Here is a 14,419-nt window from a genome sequence, read left to right on the forward strand (position 1 = left end):
CAAATGTTTCGTCACATTTATGATTACTAAATGAGGAGGAACATATATGAAAATATTTGTAGCAGGTGCAACGGGTGTAATAGGACGTTCTTTATTGCCAATGTTAATAAAAAATGGGCATACAGTTTTTGCGATGATCCGTAATACTTCGCAAGTAGAAGCAATGAAAAAGGTTGGTGCCATACCAGTAATAGCTGATGTATTTAATAGAAAGGCTGTATTTTCTGTATTAGAAGAAACAAATCCCGATGTAGTTATTCATCAATTAACGTCATTATCTTCATGGGATTTTGAGGATAATGCAAAAATTAGAACAAAAGGCACTCGTAACCTTGTCGATGCAGCTAAAAATGTAGGGGTACAGAAAATAATCGCTCAAAGTATTTCATGGGCGTATGAACCAGGGGATACATTTGCGACTGAAAAAGATTCACTACATATTACTGCTTCCATGCCTCGACAAGTCACTGTTAATGGCATATTGAAATTAGAAGAAGCTGTTACTGAGTTACCTGAATCGGTAATACTTCGTTATGGCACATTATACGGACCAGGAACATGGTATGCGGAAAACGGATTAATAGCAAATCAAGTTCGTAATAATGAGATTATTGCATCAGATGGGATAATCTCGTTTATACATGTCGAAGATGCTGCAAGAGCTACTATGCTAGCCCTTAATTGGCCTTCAGGAATCGTAAATATTGTAGATAATTATCCAGCAACTAGTAAAGAATGGTTACCAATATATGCAGCAGCGATAGGGGCACCTAAGCCTAAAGTTCAAGATGGGAAAGATAGTTGGGAAAGAGGAGCTTCCAATAATAAGGCGCGTAAAGAGTATGGTTGGATACCTTTATTTCCATCATGGTCTGAAGGGTTTAACAACTTAATAGGTAAGTAAAACACAACTTTAATGGGAATGATAGTAAAATACACCATTAAAGGATTGGGTTATTATGAATATAATTTTGGAAAGTATTATATTAACTTTTACTGGAATAATTGTTTTGAAAATGACAGGTAGTGCATCTGTCAGCCAAATGACAAGAGCTGAAATCATTATAGTTGTATCAATCGGCCGTATTATTGTGGAACCTGTATTAAGTAGAAAAGTAGTCCCATCTATATTTGCGGCTATCATATTTGCAAGCATACTACTTATCATTCATTTCTTTGAATTGAAATCAAGGAAGGTGGAACAATTTCTAAATGGAAGTAGCATTATAATTGTTGAAAACGGAGAGATTGTAAAAGAGAATTTGATGCAGGCAAAAATGTCGGAGCAACAACTATATATGCAATTAAGAGAAAAAGGAATCCATGATGTAAAGAGTTTACAGCAAGTTACAGCGGAACCGAATGGTCGTATTGGTTATCAATTAATAAAAGAAGCACAACCAATAACTTTAGAAATGTTAGAAAAAGTATTAGATCGGTACAATATAAAAAGATAATTTCTCGTGAGAAAAAGCCAATACTATAACGGAAGTATTGGCTTTTTTATTTTTCTACAAATGTAAGGATTAATAAAATAGGGTGGATTTTAAACCAATCATTATAATAGATATAGGCTTATAATTGTGCTATATTCAATGGACTTATAGTGAATGTGGTAAAAAATTAATTTGGCATAGGTAGACGCAGCGTTAAAATTTATAAGTTTTTAATGTGATACTAAAAATGGATTGAAAATAAGGAGATAGATACATAATGGAATTTTGGGAATCAAGTTTTATCGAAAAACAAACGATGTGGGGATTTGAATCTACAGAATCTGCAATTTTGACAAAAGATTTTTTTCTTGAAAAGAACGTTAAAGACATATTAATTCCGGGTATTGGATATGGAAGAAATGCAAAGGTTTTTATCGATAATGGTATAAATGTAACAGGTATTGAAATTTCAAAAACAGCCATTGATTTAGCAAAGCAAAATGGACTAGAAGATATTAGTATCTATCACGGTTCGGTAAATGAGATGCCTTTTAATAACAAACTGTATGATGGGATATTTAGTCATGCACTTCTTCATTTGTTGAATGAACAGGAAAGAGAGGAATTTATTGAAGATTGTTATAATCAGTTAAAACCAGGCGGATATATGGTTTTTACAACTGTTTCTCAAAAAGCCCCAATGTACGGAAAAGGAAAACAGCTGGAGCAAGACTATTATGAAATAATGGAAGGCGTAAAAATGTTCTTCTATGATTCTGAATCTATAAAACGAGATTTTAATCAATATGGATTAGTACAAGTTTCGGAAATTGATGAACCAAATAAGAACGTGGTAAATAAACCTTCAATCAATTTTTTTACGATAAAATGTAAGAGAGAACTATAATTAAAAGTTATTAAGAATGATTAAAGATGTTTATATATTGATTATGCACAAATAAAAAGGACAAGCATATAATAGAAGTACCTATTAACTTTAAGTAACCTTAACTTTCTTTAATAGGATATCTCAAAATCCCCAAAAAGAGCACTTGCGGAAACAAGTGCTCTTTTATTTTTTGTTTCATAAATATTTATAGTTGCAAATTTCGTGCAATAAAAATAAATCTGAGAGAAATAATCATATCTTTATTATACGATTATTTTTGAACTACAAACGTTATAGCATTTGTTTTTAATTGAATGTGTCTTTCATCACGAACTATATTATAAGCTAATTCTTTTATTTCAACTTTTACTTCTTTCCATCCTTTATAAATGCTTTTTAATAGACGTATTATTTCTTCGGTTGGGAGATTAATTTCAATTAAAGCTTCTAATTCTTCATTCGTTTTTAAATCAATTTCTTGTATGTTAGAGTTAATAATCAAACAATTAATACCGCCGTTTTTTGTCCCTTTTTTCATAGAATGAAGCACGTTTTTAAAATTTTCTTCTGATTTGACATGTTCTAAACTTGATACTGCAACGATATAATCATAAGCGTTAGAGTCAATATGATAGTTTTCAATTGCTGCTTGTTCTGTTTTTATAACCTCGAATACATCATGTTCTTTGCTATAAGTTTGTAGCTTTGTTAAAGCGGAATTAAGTAAATCAACACATGTAACAGTGCCGCTAGTATTTCTTAACTTTTGTGCAATTGGAATGCTATTTCTACCGACGCCAGAGCCAAGATCAAGTACTTGCAAGTTGTTTTGTCCTTCAAAGTGATCCATCAAGTCCATAACTGTTTTAACCGGTTTGTACAGCCAAGAGCCAATTTCAAATAGTTTATATTGTTCATAGCAAAGGTCGTGATATTTCTTTTCTTCTTGTCTTATGTAATCGATACGGTTCACATTGTTTCAACTCCAATATTTTTATTGCAAAATTCATATGTAGGACAACCTTTTATATTTGTTTGAATTCGAAAAATACCACCAGCATATGGATACTCTTTTAATTCGTCATCCGTCATTCTTGTTCTGGCTGTTGTAACATATAAATCTGTTAAATTAGGTCCTCCAAATGTACATGATGTTACATATAAAGCTGGAATTGGAATATTTAATATTTGTTCTCCAGTAGATGGATTCCATCTAGTTATTTTTGAACCTCCCCAATGTGCAATCCATAAACAACCTTCTTCGTCAATTGTCATACCATCAGGTAGACCATCATTTTCAGAGAAAATGATTACATCACTTGGATTATGAATTTCTCCAGTACGTATATTATATTGATAGCGAACCACTTTTTTAGTAGGTGTATCTATAAAGTAAAAGTATGTATGATCAGGTGACCAAGCAATTCCATTTGATGTATTTACATGTGAAACTTTTTTCTCTACACTTAAATTATGATGTAAACAATACAAGGAACCTGCAGCATTCATACCGTATGTATCTGTAGAACCTGCCCAGAAACGACCAGCTGGATCACATTTTCCATCATTGAAACGATTTTCTATTAAATGTGGTTCAGGGTCAAAAATATGTGTCAGTTTCTCGGTATTTACATTAATAGAATAAAAGCCTTTTTCCATAGCTAAGAGTAGTACATCCTCTAAATATGGAACAACACAGCCAATTTGTTGATTGAGAGCAATTACTCGGTTCGTATTAGCGGTAGGATTGTATATGCATAATTTTCTCTCTATAATATCAACCCAATATAAAAGTTGCTTTTTTCCATCCCAACATGGTCCTTCAGCTAAACTTGCTTTAGCATCTAAAACTAATTCTATATTACTGAACAAGATGTTCACCTCGCGTTATAAGATATTAATATAATTCGATAAGAATAGAGGTAAACCTTTTAGTCAAAGGATATTAAAATTTATACTGTAGAAAAATGACCTTCTCACAAGTGATTAAAAAAGTGTATAAACAAGGAGAGGAAAATGCATATGATGTTTTATGAGATTGTTTGCTTTTCTTGTAAGAATATATTTCGTGTTTACGAAGGCAGTGAAAAATATAAGCGATTTAAAGAGAAACCAAACGGGGTATATTGTTGTGATGAGTGTAGTCATAAAATTCAATTAGAAGCGATAAAGAATTTTTTTAGATAATTAAACTAAAATTCCGGAAATCATAACTTAATTTTTATTTTAGAAGATTTTTTAAGAATAATGTCTAAATATAGAATGTAAATAAAGATGAAGTATACACAAAACAATTCGTTTAATCGATAAGTATATATTATGAAAATTGAGTTAGAAATAAAAACGGCAAGCTAGAATTCGCTTGCCGTTTTTTTTATAGTTTTGTATGTATTTGTATACCTTTTGCTTTTTCTTTTTCGTTCTTTACGCGTACAATTAAATTATAAGATCCAGATTTTGGTGCTTCAAAAGAAAGTAAACCTTCTTTTTGAGAAGTGACTTCTTCTTCGTAAATGACCTTATCGTCTTTAGTGATTTGTAATAAAATTGTACCCTCTTCAACGGTTGCATCAAAAGGAAATTGTACATTTCCTTGTTCAGTTTTGATCGTTTGTACATCGTAATACCCTTTCAGGGAGCCAATGTTTAAAGTTGTTTCGCCGTTTTTTTGAACCTTGGTGACTTTTACTGCTGTATTACCACATGCGCTTAATAATACAACAAGAGTTAGAATGAGAAATAAACGTAGTAATTTCATAGTGATCCCCTTTTTATCATTATAAAATTTTTCCAATGCGTAAATTAGTTTATCATTTTTTTATAAACAAATATATACATTAAAACTAAAAGTTGTTATTTAGTGATAATCTCTTATATAGCATTTGGTTTCTATTAGTCTAAGAAACTTCAGTACATGTTGAATATTCGATTAATAAAATGTTATAGGAGTTAAATATTTTATCTTACTATTAGATTACTTGAATAAAAAGAAAACACCGAAAGTATATATAAAAGCAGGTACTTTCGGTGTTTTCTTTTTTACTATCGTGAATACATTTTTGGACATTCATCACCACTTGGCTCATAAAAACAATGGCTTTTAAACTGTCCTACAAATGGCTGATTATACCATTCAGGTGGACAAGCTCCGACTGGACGGAAATACCAAAGAGCCCATCGTGCAGGCCAGCGCCATTCACCTTGTAAAACTTTTCGTGCGATTTCTTTTTCTGATTCACGAGCTCGTTGGTAAAAATATCCATATTGTACTGCTTCAAATCCGCCGGGGCTTTGATATACAGCGTCGCGTACGGTACGGAGTTGTTTAAAATCTAAGCAATCACAAAATACACGGTTTACTACAACGCATCCAACTAACTCCTCACCTTGGCGACCTTCGCCTTCAGCTTCAGCACGAATTAAACGAGCTAGTAAATCAACATCACTTTCGTTGTATGGAATAAGGGGCATAGTGATACCACCTTTCTGTTATAGTAAAGAGTGTATGTTATAAAACAATCTGCGTGCTTTTTTACATAAAAATAACATTTAATTTTAAGAGGAGCTTGTATAAAAAGAGCTAATTAGTAATAGTAGATAAATATAAAAGGGAGAGGTATTATGTATCGAATTCATAAAGACCATATTATTTACTCAATGTCACCAGAAAATAAGCCTTGTATGGAAGTGGAAATTGGGAGCAGTCTTGTATTTGAAACATATGATTGCTTTGAAAATCAAATCGATTCTGAAGATGTTGTGTTTCAAGAATTAGATTGGAACCGAATTAATCCAGCCACTGGACCTGTATATGTTAAAGGAGCAGAACCTGGCGATATATTAGCCGTAACGATTGAAAAGATTAAAATTGCAGAGCAGGGCGTTTTGACTACAGGTGCAAACCTTGGTGTAATAGGTGATGAGTTAAATGAAAATACAGTGAAAATTGTCCCAATACATAATGAACATGTTTTGTTTTCAAGTGAACTACAAATCCCGATTAATCCAATGATTGGGGTAATTGGTACTGCACCGAAAGAAGAGAGCATTTCATGTGGCACACCGCATGATCACGGCGGGAATATGGACTGTAAAGAGATTAAAGAAGGAACAACATTACTACTACCAGTTAATGTCCCAGGAGCACTATTAGCGTTAGGTGATTTACACGCAGCGATGGGTGATGGTGAAATTGGTGTTAGTGGTGTAGAGGTTGCTGGTGAGGTAACGGTGACAGTTCAAATTATAAAAGAAAAGAAATGGCCGTTACCAATGGCTATTCAAAAAGGAAAAATGATGACGATTGCTTCAGAGAAATTGTTAGATGATGCAGCAAGTCGTGCTGTACATAATATGGTAACATTTTTACATGAAGAATTAGCAGTGTCTAAAGCTGATGCAACTCTTTTATTATCGGCAGCAGGTAATTTAAAAGTTTGCCAAGTTGTGGATCCGTTGAAAACGGCGCGTATGGAATTAGGGATGGATTATGTGGAGAAACTAGGATTTACTTTTAGTAAATTTCATATTAAATAGATAAGGGACGAAAAAGGATACTTTTGTATAAAAGCATCCTTTTTTTAATTTACGGATTTTGTGAAAAGAGGTAGTATTTATTTTATATAAGTATATTTGAGATTGTGGATTAAAAAGGAGTTCAATAATGGTCAAAATTATGATTGTAGAAGACGATATGAAAATTGCAGAACTATTATCAACATATGTTGCGAAATATGGTTATCAAGGAGTTATTGTATCGGACTTTCAAAATGTATTAGACATTTTTTTAGATGAACAACCAGAGTTAGTTTTATTAGATATTAATTTACCGAGTTTTGATGGTTACTTTTGGTGTCGTCAAATTCGTGGTGTTTCTACATGTCCGATACTATTCATTTCGGCTCGTGAAGGTACGATGGATCAAGTTATGGCGTTAGAAAACGGTGGCGATGATTTTATTCCGAAGCCTTTTCATTATGAAGTTGTAGTGGCGAAAATTCGTAGTCATTTAAGACGTGCATATGGAGATTATGCACCGAAACTAGAAGAGCGAATGATTGAGCAACAAGGCCTTTGTTTATATCCTGAAAGACTTGTATTGAAACTTAGAAACGAAGAGATTGATATAACGAGAAACGAAGCTATTTTATTAGAGACATTAATGAAAAATTATCCGCGTGTTGTGAGTAGGGAAGTGTTGTTAAATAAATTATGGGATAGCGAATCTTATGTTGATGATAATACATTAAGTGTAAATACAACACGTGTGCGTAAAAAGTTACAAACGTTACATATAGAAGGTGCGATTGAAACGATTCGTAGTGTTGGATATAGATTGCATATTACTTGGGATACTGGCATAGAAAAATGATAAGGTTGTTTATACGTGATCATATACCACTTATTTGCTTTACTATAATTCAACTACTAGCTATATTTCTCGTATATTGGTTTGATGGGCATAATCATATTACAACGGCGTTATATGCAATGTTTCTAGGTGTTTTCTTTATGGGAAGTTATTTAGTGTTTCGTTATTTTACACATCGTTCTTTTTATGAGCGCTTAGCAAACCCGATGCAATCTTTGGATGAATCTGTTCAAAAATCTGATTTTGCAGCTGTATCGGCTGCTCTTCAAGAACTACTTGAGGTGCAATATCGACATTATCAAAATCAGCTGCAAATGCAAGAGAGAAAAAATAATGACCATTTAACCTTTATGAATCAGTGGATTCATCAAATGAAAACACCTTTATCTGTAATAGAATTAATTACACAGGATGAAGTAGATTCACGTTTTGAAAGTATAAATGAGGAAACTGATCGATTAAAAAAGGGATTAGAAATGGCTCTGTATGTCGCACGTTTAGAAGCATTTACACAAGATTTTTATGTAGAAAGAGTACAACTATATAAAATAGTGAATGATTCGGTACATGAGCATAAACGGTTCTTTATCCGGAATTTTGTATATCCAGAGCTTGAAATTGATAAGGACATTACAGTAGAAAGTGATGCGAAATGGTTACAATTTTTAATTGGACAAATACTATCGAATGCGATTAAATATTCATCTGGTAGTAGAGAGAAGATTAAAGTGAAAGCTTGTAAGGAAGGTAATAATGTTATACTTGAAATTGCTGATAATGGTGTAGGAATACCGAAGCAAGATTTACCAAGAGTGTTTAAACCTTTCTTTACAGGAGAAAATGGTAGAGATTTTAAAGAATCAACTGGAATGGGGCTATATCTCGTACATGAAATTACGAAGCAATTAGGACATAGTGTAGAAATCCATTCAGAAGTTGGTAAAGGTACCGTTGTACGTATTAAATTTTAAATGTGTAAAAATGACTCAGGCTAAAGAACTTTTGAAATAAGTTTTTTAGCCTTACTTTATATGGATTAAATAAAATGATATAAAAGACTGGTATGATCCTAATAAAAGGTCGTGTAAGTATGTGTAATGACATAATAATAAATAAGGCTGTTAAATGAGAGGTTTTTAATAATTTATTAATATTTAAATAGTTTTTTGTAAGAAAAAAGCTCGCCCTTTGAAAGAGCTAGCTTCATGAATTTTAATTAAGTAAACAAACTTAATAATTTATATCCAATTAATCCTAAAATAGTGATAGGAACCATCATTAAGAAAGAAGAAATTCGATTAGCATTAGAGCGTTCTAATACAAGAATCAAGATAATCCCGACTATGACTTCGGTATATCCAACAGGTAACATGTGACTATAGTCTTCAAAATTTAAAAGAATGTGAAGTCCATCCGTTACAAAAACGCCACTAATAAGCGCGCTTCCGAATTTATGAAGTGGATCCGTAGTATCTTTCCATAGAAAACCTGCAACTCCAAAGATAGTTCCTCCTATACATGCACATACAATCCATACGGATATAAAATAAATAGAGTGAGCTACATTTTTAATAACTATTGCATAACCATAGTAGCCTAATACCATACCGAGTAGTGCAAGGATACCAGAAAGTATAGCTGTACGCTTAGAATAACTAAAGCTAGCCACAAAAAAGGATGGAACTAACCAAACGCTTCCTAGATTAGCTAATGAATTCCAATGTCCAGGAAGTATACCTTGCCCCAATTTAGTTAGTATACCAACAATTATCCCTACTATAATCGGGACGAGAAAAATCCTTAAAAACATATTTAACTTTGTGATTTTTAATGTCCTGTCCATAAATTCAATCCTTACATTAATATTTTCTGTAAAGATATAATAGCTTATTACAAGGGAGTAATCAATAAAAATTTATCGAAAAACAATAAGTTGTTATTGGATAATGAATAACATTTTGTTTTTATACAAAATTTATCCCGCTTTAATGGGCAGTAAGACCCCCACCTCAAAATTCAGCGAAAGCAAAGAAATTAGGTGGGGGTCGGGCTGCCCATTAAAGTCCGATTGGTTCAACTAATAATCAGTGGGGATGAAGAAAACCCCCACTGATTAAAGTTTCACTTTATATAATAGAGAGTGCTTAGAAGTTTACTACTGGGGAAATCTAAAGGACGTATTACAATCAATGTTACTTGTGCTTATTCAACATGAAGTTAAGGAATGATAAATAAACCTAAAAGAAAGCAATCTTTTTAACAGCACATATAATTGCATTTACTCATACAGTACTAGTATGGTACAATATGGTTATTAACGACGGAAAGGAATGATGGGTGGACGATGATTAACTAATCTTATTTTTAAATGTTGAAATTCAATAAATTTCAATTTCTAAAAAATAGGATTAGTCTGCCCAATTTCCATACAACGGTATTGCTATTTATATTGCGCAATAGCTTATTTGGGTATAAATAATGTAATGACTAATCCTGCCAAATTTATTTGGGAGGATTTTTTATTCTCCCTTAATGAAAGGGATCGGTATTTATGAAAGAACTATTAAAATTAAATGATGTTTATGTTGAAATAAAAGAAAATATGTTGTTAGAGAAAATGAATGTGACAGTAAAACAAGGGGATGTTATCGGATTAATCGGTAAAAATGGTGCTGGTAAATCAACGTTACTTCAATTAATAAATGGGAAGATTGAACCTTCAAAAGGTACTGTTGAATGGATGCAAATGAATATGACAACAGCATATGTTGAGCAAGAAATAGAATCTTTTATTAGTAATGATGTAATTGCAAAAGAAGCAGAACTTCTTGCGAAATGGGGTGTGCCAACGAACGATTTTCATACTTTAAGTGGTGGTGAAAAGCTGAAAATTCGATTAGCAAAAGGATTTGCTGAAAATCCTAATGTCTTAATATTAGACGAACCGACAAATCATTTAGATGAGATCAGTACGGGATTTCTCATTAAACAAATAAAAAACATGAAAGGTACAGTTATCGTTGTATCGCATGATCGATATTTTTTAGATGTTGTCGCAACAAAAATATGGTCAATTGAGGACAAAAAATTAATTGAGCATAGTGGTAATTATACGAGCTACATGAAAGCACGTGAGAAAAAAAGAAAGTCGCAGCAGCGTGAATATGAAAAGCAGCAAAAAAAGATAGAACAAGTAGAAACACATATAAAAGAATTGAGTTCATGGTCACAAAAGGCACACGCGCAGTCTACAAAACAAGAAGGTGTGAAAGAATTCTATCGTGTAAAAGCGAAGCGAATGGATGCACAAGTGAAGTCAAAACGAAAACGACTTGAAAAAGAGCTGGAGAAAGCGAAAGTAGAACGTGTGAAAGAAGAGTATTCAGTTGAGTTTTCTATTCAAGCGAACAAAAAAGTAGGAAAACGTTTTTTAGAAGTGAAGCAATTAAAAAAAGACTTTCATGGGAAAGTATTATTTGAAAACGTTAATTTTACAATTCAGCACGGTGAGAAAGTTGCGATTGTTGGACCAAACGGTAGTGGGAAAACAACATTACTGAAGATGATTATGGGAACGGAAACTGCTGAAGGAGAAATATGGATTTCACCATCTGCGAACATCGGCTATTTAACACAAGAAGTTTTTGATTTACCGCTTGATAAAACACCAGAAAATTTATTTTTTAAAGAGACGTTTGAAGAAAGAGGAAAAGTCCAAAATTTAATGAAACATTTAGGGTTCCAAGCTTCTCAATGGAAAGAGCCGATTGAGCATATGAGTATGGGAGAAAGAGTAAAATGTAAGCTAATGGCTTATATTTTAGATGAAAAAGATGTACTCATTTTAGACGAACCGACGAATCACTTGGATCTACCTTCACGTGAACAACTTGAAAATACATTAGCTGAGTATAACGGAACATTAGTAATTGTATCTCACGATCGATATTTTTTGGAGAAAACAACTAACACAAAACTCGTGTTTTCAAACAATACGATACAAAAGCAGCTAGAAGAACCTACGAAAACAAGAGATGATATTGAAGAGCTACGTTTAACGTTAGAAACAGAGAGACAAGAAGTATTAGGGAAATTAAGCTTTTTAACTTCTAACGACAAAGAATATAAAGCACTGGATGAACGGTTTATGGAACTTACGAAGCAGATTAAGGCACTATAATGTATTTGTAAGCGTGATTAAGGGGGATGGTTACATTCCCATCAAGCTAATCAAGTAAATTACTAGATACGAAATGCTTCTTGTTTCAAAACTAGTAAGTGATAAAAAAGTAGGCATGCTAAAGAAGCCTATTAAAAAGTGATTTTTCGCTAGGCAGCTTGTCTATGCTTCACCGTCGTGTTATACACAATCCCTAGAATATCAAAGACGGTCATATTCTTATGTCTATGACATTTACGACCGTTCTTTTTGAGCAGTTGATAAAGGCGATGCAGAATTTTTAAAAGTTCTTCTGTGCCAACCGCTATCGCTTGAAACAGTAAAGGAAAGTAATCTTTAATCATATAAATCGCTTTGTATTCACTCAGTTCCTGCTTTTTCTTTTCAAGCAGAAACTGTCGCATTTGAAACATTGTAGAAGAACAAAGGAGAATGCCTATGAGTTGCCCATATAAATGACACTCTAGGTGTTCTCTTTTTATATTTTTACATTCATCAATTTCAAAGAATGACTTCCGCGTTTTAAACAAAATTTCAATCTGCCAACGAAGTGAATATAATGAATGCACGTAGTTCGTCGGTACTTCTTCTAGCGACGTGTTCGTGATATATACATTCATGCATGCTCATTAAACGTTTACTTTTATCCTTCATGACAATGCCTTTCTTCTTTTAACGTATTTCTTGGTTTTTCAGACGTATTTGCGTTTGATCATCGGTTAAACGATGGATAATAACACGTGCTGGAAGTTTCTGATTTTGACCAATGTATGCCTCGGGGATTTCCATCGTTTCACCAGGGATTAGACCAGACAGCATTTGTGTCATATCAAGCTGGATGTATTCCGTTTGCTTTTTTAACGTACCATTATTGTAATATTGGCTTACGTTAAGCTTGTGAAAAAAATATATTCATGTATAATACAATTGATGTATGATACATTAGTTGTAGGAGGGTGACCTATTTGAAAAGAGAAGATGCCTTAAAACTAAGAACAGATATTAAGAAAATGATTATAATAACTGGGGTTTTTGAATCTCAAAATTTGCCCAATGGGTCATTTGAAAAACCTTTACCAACTTCTCAAATGATGGCGTTAGAGGAACTAGAGGTGGAAAAATTAACTGTTTGGCAACTATCCAATAAACTTAGATTAGAGACTTCAACTGTAAGTAGATTGGTAGATAAGTTAGTAAAAAAGGGGCTTATTTATCGTGAAGTAAATGAAAAAAATAGAAGAGAACTTTTTCTGCACCTCACAGAAAAAGGTCACATAACTGTTAATTGCTTAAGAGAGCAATCCATTACATTTTATCAAAATATTCTCAATAATTTATCAGAATCAGAACAAAAAATAGTTGTGGATGGTTTTGAATTATTTATTGATTCTATTTCTAAGTCTTTTGATTAGAGTGAGGTAAATCATAACATTTGGAGGGTAAAATGAGTTTGGATTTTGAACGTCCTATTATTGAATTAAAAGAGAAATTTGATGAATTAAAGAAAATTATGAAAGAAAATAATGTAGATTTATCGCCAGAAATTCATGTATTAGAAAAACGTTTAAATAAAATGCAAGATAAAATTCATTCTAATATTACACCTTTTCAACGAGTTCAAATTGCAAGGCTACGTAACCGGCCCACGACATTGGACTATATACCTTTATTGTTTACAAACTTTCTCGAACTTCATGGTGATCGATTATATGGTGATGATAAAGCAATGATAGGTGGTATTGCAAAATTTAAAGGGATGCCCGTTACGGTTATTGGTCATCAAAGAGGTAGAAATACAAAGGAAAATATAGAAAGAAATTTTGGAATGGCACATCCAGAAGGTTATAGAAAAGCGCTAAGACTTATGAAACAAGCTGATAAATTTAATCGCCCTATTATTACATTTATTGATACAATAGGCGCCTATCCAGGGAAAGGGTCTGAAGAACGTGGAATTTCTGAAGCGATAGCTCGAAATCTATTTGAAATGGCTACACTTAAAGTGCCAATTGTTTGTATTGTAATTGGAGAGGCATCAAGTGGTGGAGCTCTTGGCATTAGTGTCGGTAACCATATCCATATGTTAGAGTATTCATGGTACTCGGTAATTTCGCCAGAAGGAGCAGCATCTATCCTATGGAAGGACGCTAAGTATGCTCCAGAAGCTGCTGAACATATGAAAATTTCAGCAAAAGATTTAAAACATTTAGGAATTATTGATGAAATCATTCCTGAAATTAAAGGTGGAGCACAAAATGATATAAAATCACAGGCAAAAGTGATTGAATCTGTAATCGAATCATCTCTGAAAAAATTGATACTATTATCCTCGGAAGAGCTTATACAACAGCGGTATGAAAAGTATAGACAAATAGAGAATTATAAATGAAAATATTTAAAGTCCGTATTACATTTCGGAGGATTCTCGCGAAAAAATTCTAAATATTTCGTAATCAGCTTCTTAAACTGGGATATGCTGATACTATTACTCTACAAAAGGTGTGTGATCGGTATGGAAAAGGAAAATTTGTTCAAATGGATGC

Annotated in this window: 15 protein-coding genes and 1 pseudogene; 10 read left to right on the forward strand and 6 right to left on the reverse strand. The window is 32.8% G+C overall.

Annotated features, from left to right (window positions below; genetic code table 11):
- Nucleotides 1-46 precede the first annotated feature (46 nt).
- From ACTFRU_RS00785 to ACTFRU_RS00795, 3 genes are all read left to right on the forward strand, one after another.
- Nucleotides 47-904 (forward strand): NAD-dependent epimerase/dehydratase family protein, encoded by an 858-nt coding sequence (locus tag ACTFRU_RS00785; protein WP_006929510.1) that lies wholly within the window; start codon nt 47-49, stop codon nt 902-904.
- Nucleotides 905-959: 55 nt separating this feature from the next.
- Nucleotides 960-1,457 (forward strand): DUF421 domain-containing protein, encoded by a 498-nt coding sequence (locus ACTFRU_RS00790; protein WP_001021411.1) that lies wholly within the window; start codon nt 960-962, stop codon nt 1,455-1,457.
- Nucleotides 1,458-1,713: 256 nt separating this feature from the next.
- Entirely contained in the window at nt 1,714-2,343 is a 630-nt protein-coding gene (locus ACTFRU_RS00795; protein ID WP_197324077.1) for a class I SAM-dependent methyltransferase, read from the forward strand.
- Between the two features lie 253 nt (nt 2,344-2,596).
- Here ACTFRU_RS00795 and ACTFRU_RS00800 read toward each other — a convergent pair whose 3' ends face one another.
- On the reverse strand, nt 2,597-3,298 hold the full coding sequence (locus ACTFRU_RS00800) for a class I SAM-dependent methyltransferase (protein ID WP_048558496.1): 702 nt from the start codon (nt 3,296-3,298) through the stop codon (nt 2,597-2,599).
- Complete coding sequence (locus ACTFRU_RS00805) at nt 3,295-4,197, reverse strand: SMP-30/gluconolactonase/LRE family protein (protein ID WP_197324075.1); 903 nt, start codon at nt 4,195-4,197, stop codon at nt 3,295-3,297. The genes ACTFRU_RS00800 and ACTFRU_RS00805 overlap by 4 nt, the downstream gene beginning before the upstream one ends.
- Nucleotides 4,198-4,341: 144 nt before the next feature.
- Between ACTFRU_RS00805 and ACTFRU_RS00810 the strand changes: the two genes are divergently transcribed.
- A complete protein-coding gene (locus ACTFRU_RS00810) occupies nt 4,342-4,512 on the forward strand; it encodes a DUF2197 domain-containing protein (RefSeq protein ID WP_000551048.1) in 171 nt (56 codons plus the stop codon).
- Nucleotides 4,513-4,699: 187 nt separating this feature from the next.
- On the opposite strand, the gene ACTFRU_RS00815 is transcribed toward ACTFRU_RS00810, so the two are convergent.
- Together ACTFRU_RS00815 and ACTFRU_RS00820 are read right to left on the reverse strand one after the other, a co-directional pair.
- Entirely contained in the window at nt 4,700-5,083 is a 384-nt protein-coding gene (locus ACTFRU_RS00815; RefSeq protein ID WP_000771814.1) for a BA_1872 family lipoprotein, read from the reverse strand.
- 284 nt (nt 5,084-5,367) lie between these two features.
- Nucleotides 5,368-5,796: a cell wall hydrolase gene (locus tag ACTFRU_RS00820; protein ID WP_001128398.1), complete on the reverse strand. Its 429-nt coding sequence runs from the start codon at nt 5,794-5,796 to the stop codon at nt 5,368-5,370.
- A gap of 150 nt (nt 5,797-5,946) precedes the next feature.
- On the opposite strand from ACTFRU_RS00820, the gene ACTFRU_RS00825 reads away from it, so the two are divergent.
- From ACTFRU_RS00825 to ACTFRU_RS00835, 3 genes are all read left to right on the forward strand, one after another.
- The gene (locus ACTFRU_RS00825; RefSeq protein ID WP_000285661.1) at nt 5,947-6,861 is read left to right on the forward strand and encodes an acetamidase/formamidase family protein; all 915 of its coding nucleotides are present in this window, start codon (nt 5,947-5,949) and stop codon (nt 6,859-6,861) included.
- A gap of 127 nt (nt 6,862-6,988) precedes the next feature.
- Entirely contained in the window at nt 6,989-7,696 is a 708-nt protein-coding gene (locus ACTFRU_RS00830; protein WP_000239007.1) for a response regulator transcription factor, read from the forward strand.
- Nucleotides 7,693-8,667, forward strand: coding sequence for a sensor histidine kinase (locus ACTFRU_RS00835; RefSeq protein WP_002164532.1), 975 nt, complete (start codon nt 7,693-7,695; stop codon nt 8,665-8,667). Before ACTFRU_RS00830 ends, ACTFRU_RS00835 begins: the two co-directional genes overlap by 4 nt.
- Nucleotides 8,668-8,912: 245 nt before the next feature.
- Here ACTFRU_RS00835 and ACTFRU_RS00840 read toward each other — a convergent pair whose 3' ends face one another.
- Nucleotides 8,913-9,539: a DUF6518 family protein gene (locus tag ACTFRU_RS00840; RefSeq protein WP_000376271.1), complete on the reverse strand. Its 627-nt coding sequence runs from the start codon at nt 9,537-9,539 to the stop codon at nt 8,913-8,915.
- 708 nt (nt 9,540-10,247) lie between these two features.
- Between ACTFRU_RS00840 and abc-f the strand changes: the two genes are divergently transcribed.
- Nucleotides 10,248-11,876, forward strand: a complete 1,629-nt coding sequence (gene abc-f / locus ACTFRU_RS00845; RefSeq protein ID WP_016122570.1) for a ribosomal protection-like ABC-F family protein — start codon at nt 10,248-10,250, stop codon at nt 11,874-11,876.
- A gap of 149 nt (nt 11,877-12,025) precedes the next feature.
- Here the strand turns inward: abc-f and ACTFRU_RS00850 are convergent.
- Nucleotides 12,026-12,758: pseudogene (locus ACTFRU_RS00850) on the reverse strand (transposase); the annotation flags it as partial.
- An 83-nt stretch (nt 12,759-12,841) separates the two neighbouring features.
- Here ACTFRU_RS00850 and ACTFRU_RS00855 point away from each other — a divergent pair.
- Entirely contained in the window at nt 12,842-13,288 is a 447-nt protein-coding gene (locus ACTFRU_RS00855) for a MarR family winged helix-turn-helix transcriptional regulator (RefSeq protein ID WP_048657148.1), read from the forward strand.
- A 32-nt stretch (nt 13,289-13,320) separates the two neighbouring features.
- Nucleotides 13,321-14,265, forward strand: a complete 945-nt coding sequence (locus tag ACTFRU_RS00860) for an acetyl-CoA carboxylase carboxyltransferase subunit alpha (protein WP_000050722.1) — start codon at nt 13,321-13,323, stop codon at nt 14,263-14,265.
- The last annotated feature ends 154 nt before the right edge of the window (nt 14,266-14,419 follow it).

This window comes from Bacillus cereus group sp. MYBK220-1, from assembly GCF_051916445.1.
GTDB lineage: Bacteria > Bacillota > Bacilli > Bacillales > Bacillaceae_G > Bacillus_A > Bacillus_A cereus.

Coding starts and splice junctions, on each gene's coding strand:
- ACTFRU_RS00785 (WP_006929510.1), top strand. CDS start 47: ATGAAAATATTTGTAGCAGGTGCAACGGGTGTAATAGGACGTTCTTTA.
- ACTFRU_RS00790 (WP_001021411.1), top strand. CDS start 960: ATGAATATAATTTTGGAAAGTATTATATTAACTTTTACTGGAATAATT.
- ACTFRU_RS00795 (WP_197324077.1), top strand. CDS start 1,714: ATGGAATTTTGGGAATCAAGTTTTATCGAAAAACAAACGATGTGGGGA.
- ACTFRU_RS00810 (WP_000551048.1), top strand. CDS start 4,342: ATGCATATGATGTTTTATGAGATTGTTTGCTTTTCTTGTAAGAATATA.
- ACTFRU_RS00815 (WP_000771814.1), bottom strand. CDS start 5,083: ATGAAATTACTACGTTTATTTCTCATTCTAACTCTTGTTGTATTATTA.
- ACTFRU_RS00820 (WP_001128398.1), bottom strand. CDS start 5,796: ATGCCCCTTATTCCATACAACGAAAGTGATGTTGATTTACTAGCTCGT.
- ACTFRU_RS00825 (WP_000285661.1), top strand. CDS start 5,947: ATGTATCGAATTCATAAAGACCATATTATTTACTCAATGTCACCAGAA.
- ACTFRU_RS00830 (WP_000239007.1), top strand. CDS start 6,989: ATGGTCAAAATTATGATTGTAGAAGACGATATGAAAATTGCAGAACTA.
- ACTFRU_RS00835 (WP_002164532.1), top strand. CDS start 7,693: ATGATAAGGTTGTTTATACGTGATCATATACCACTTATTTGCTTTACT.
- ACTFRU_RS00840 (WP_000376271.1), bottom strand. CDS start 9,539: ATGGACAGGACATTAAAAATCACAAAGTTAAATATGTTTTTAAGGATT.
- abc-f (WP_016122570.1), top strand. CDS start 10,248: ATGAAAGAACTATTAAAATTAAATGATGTTTATGTTGAAATAAAAGAA.
- ACTFRU_RS00860 (WP_000050722.1), top strand. CDS start 13,321: ATGAGTTTGGATTTTGAACGTCCTATTATTGAATTAAAAGAGAAATTT.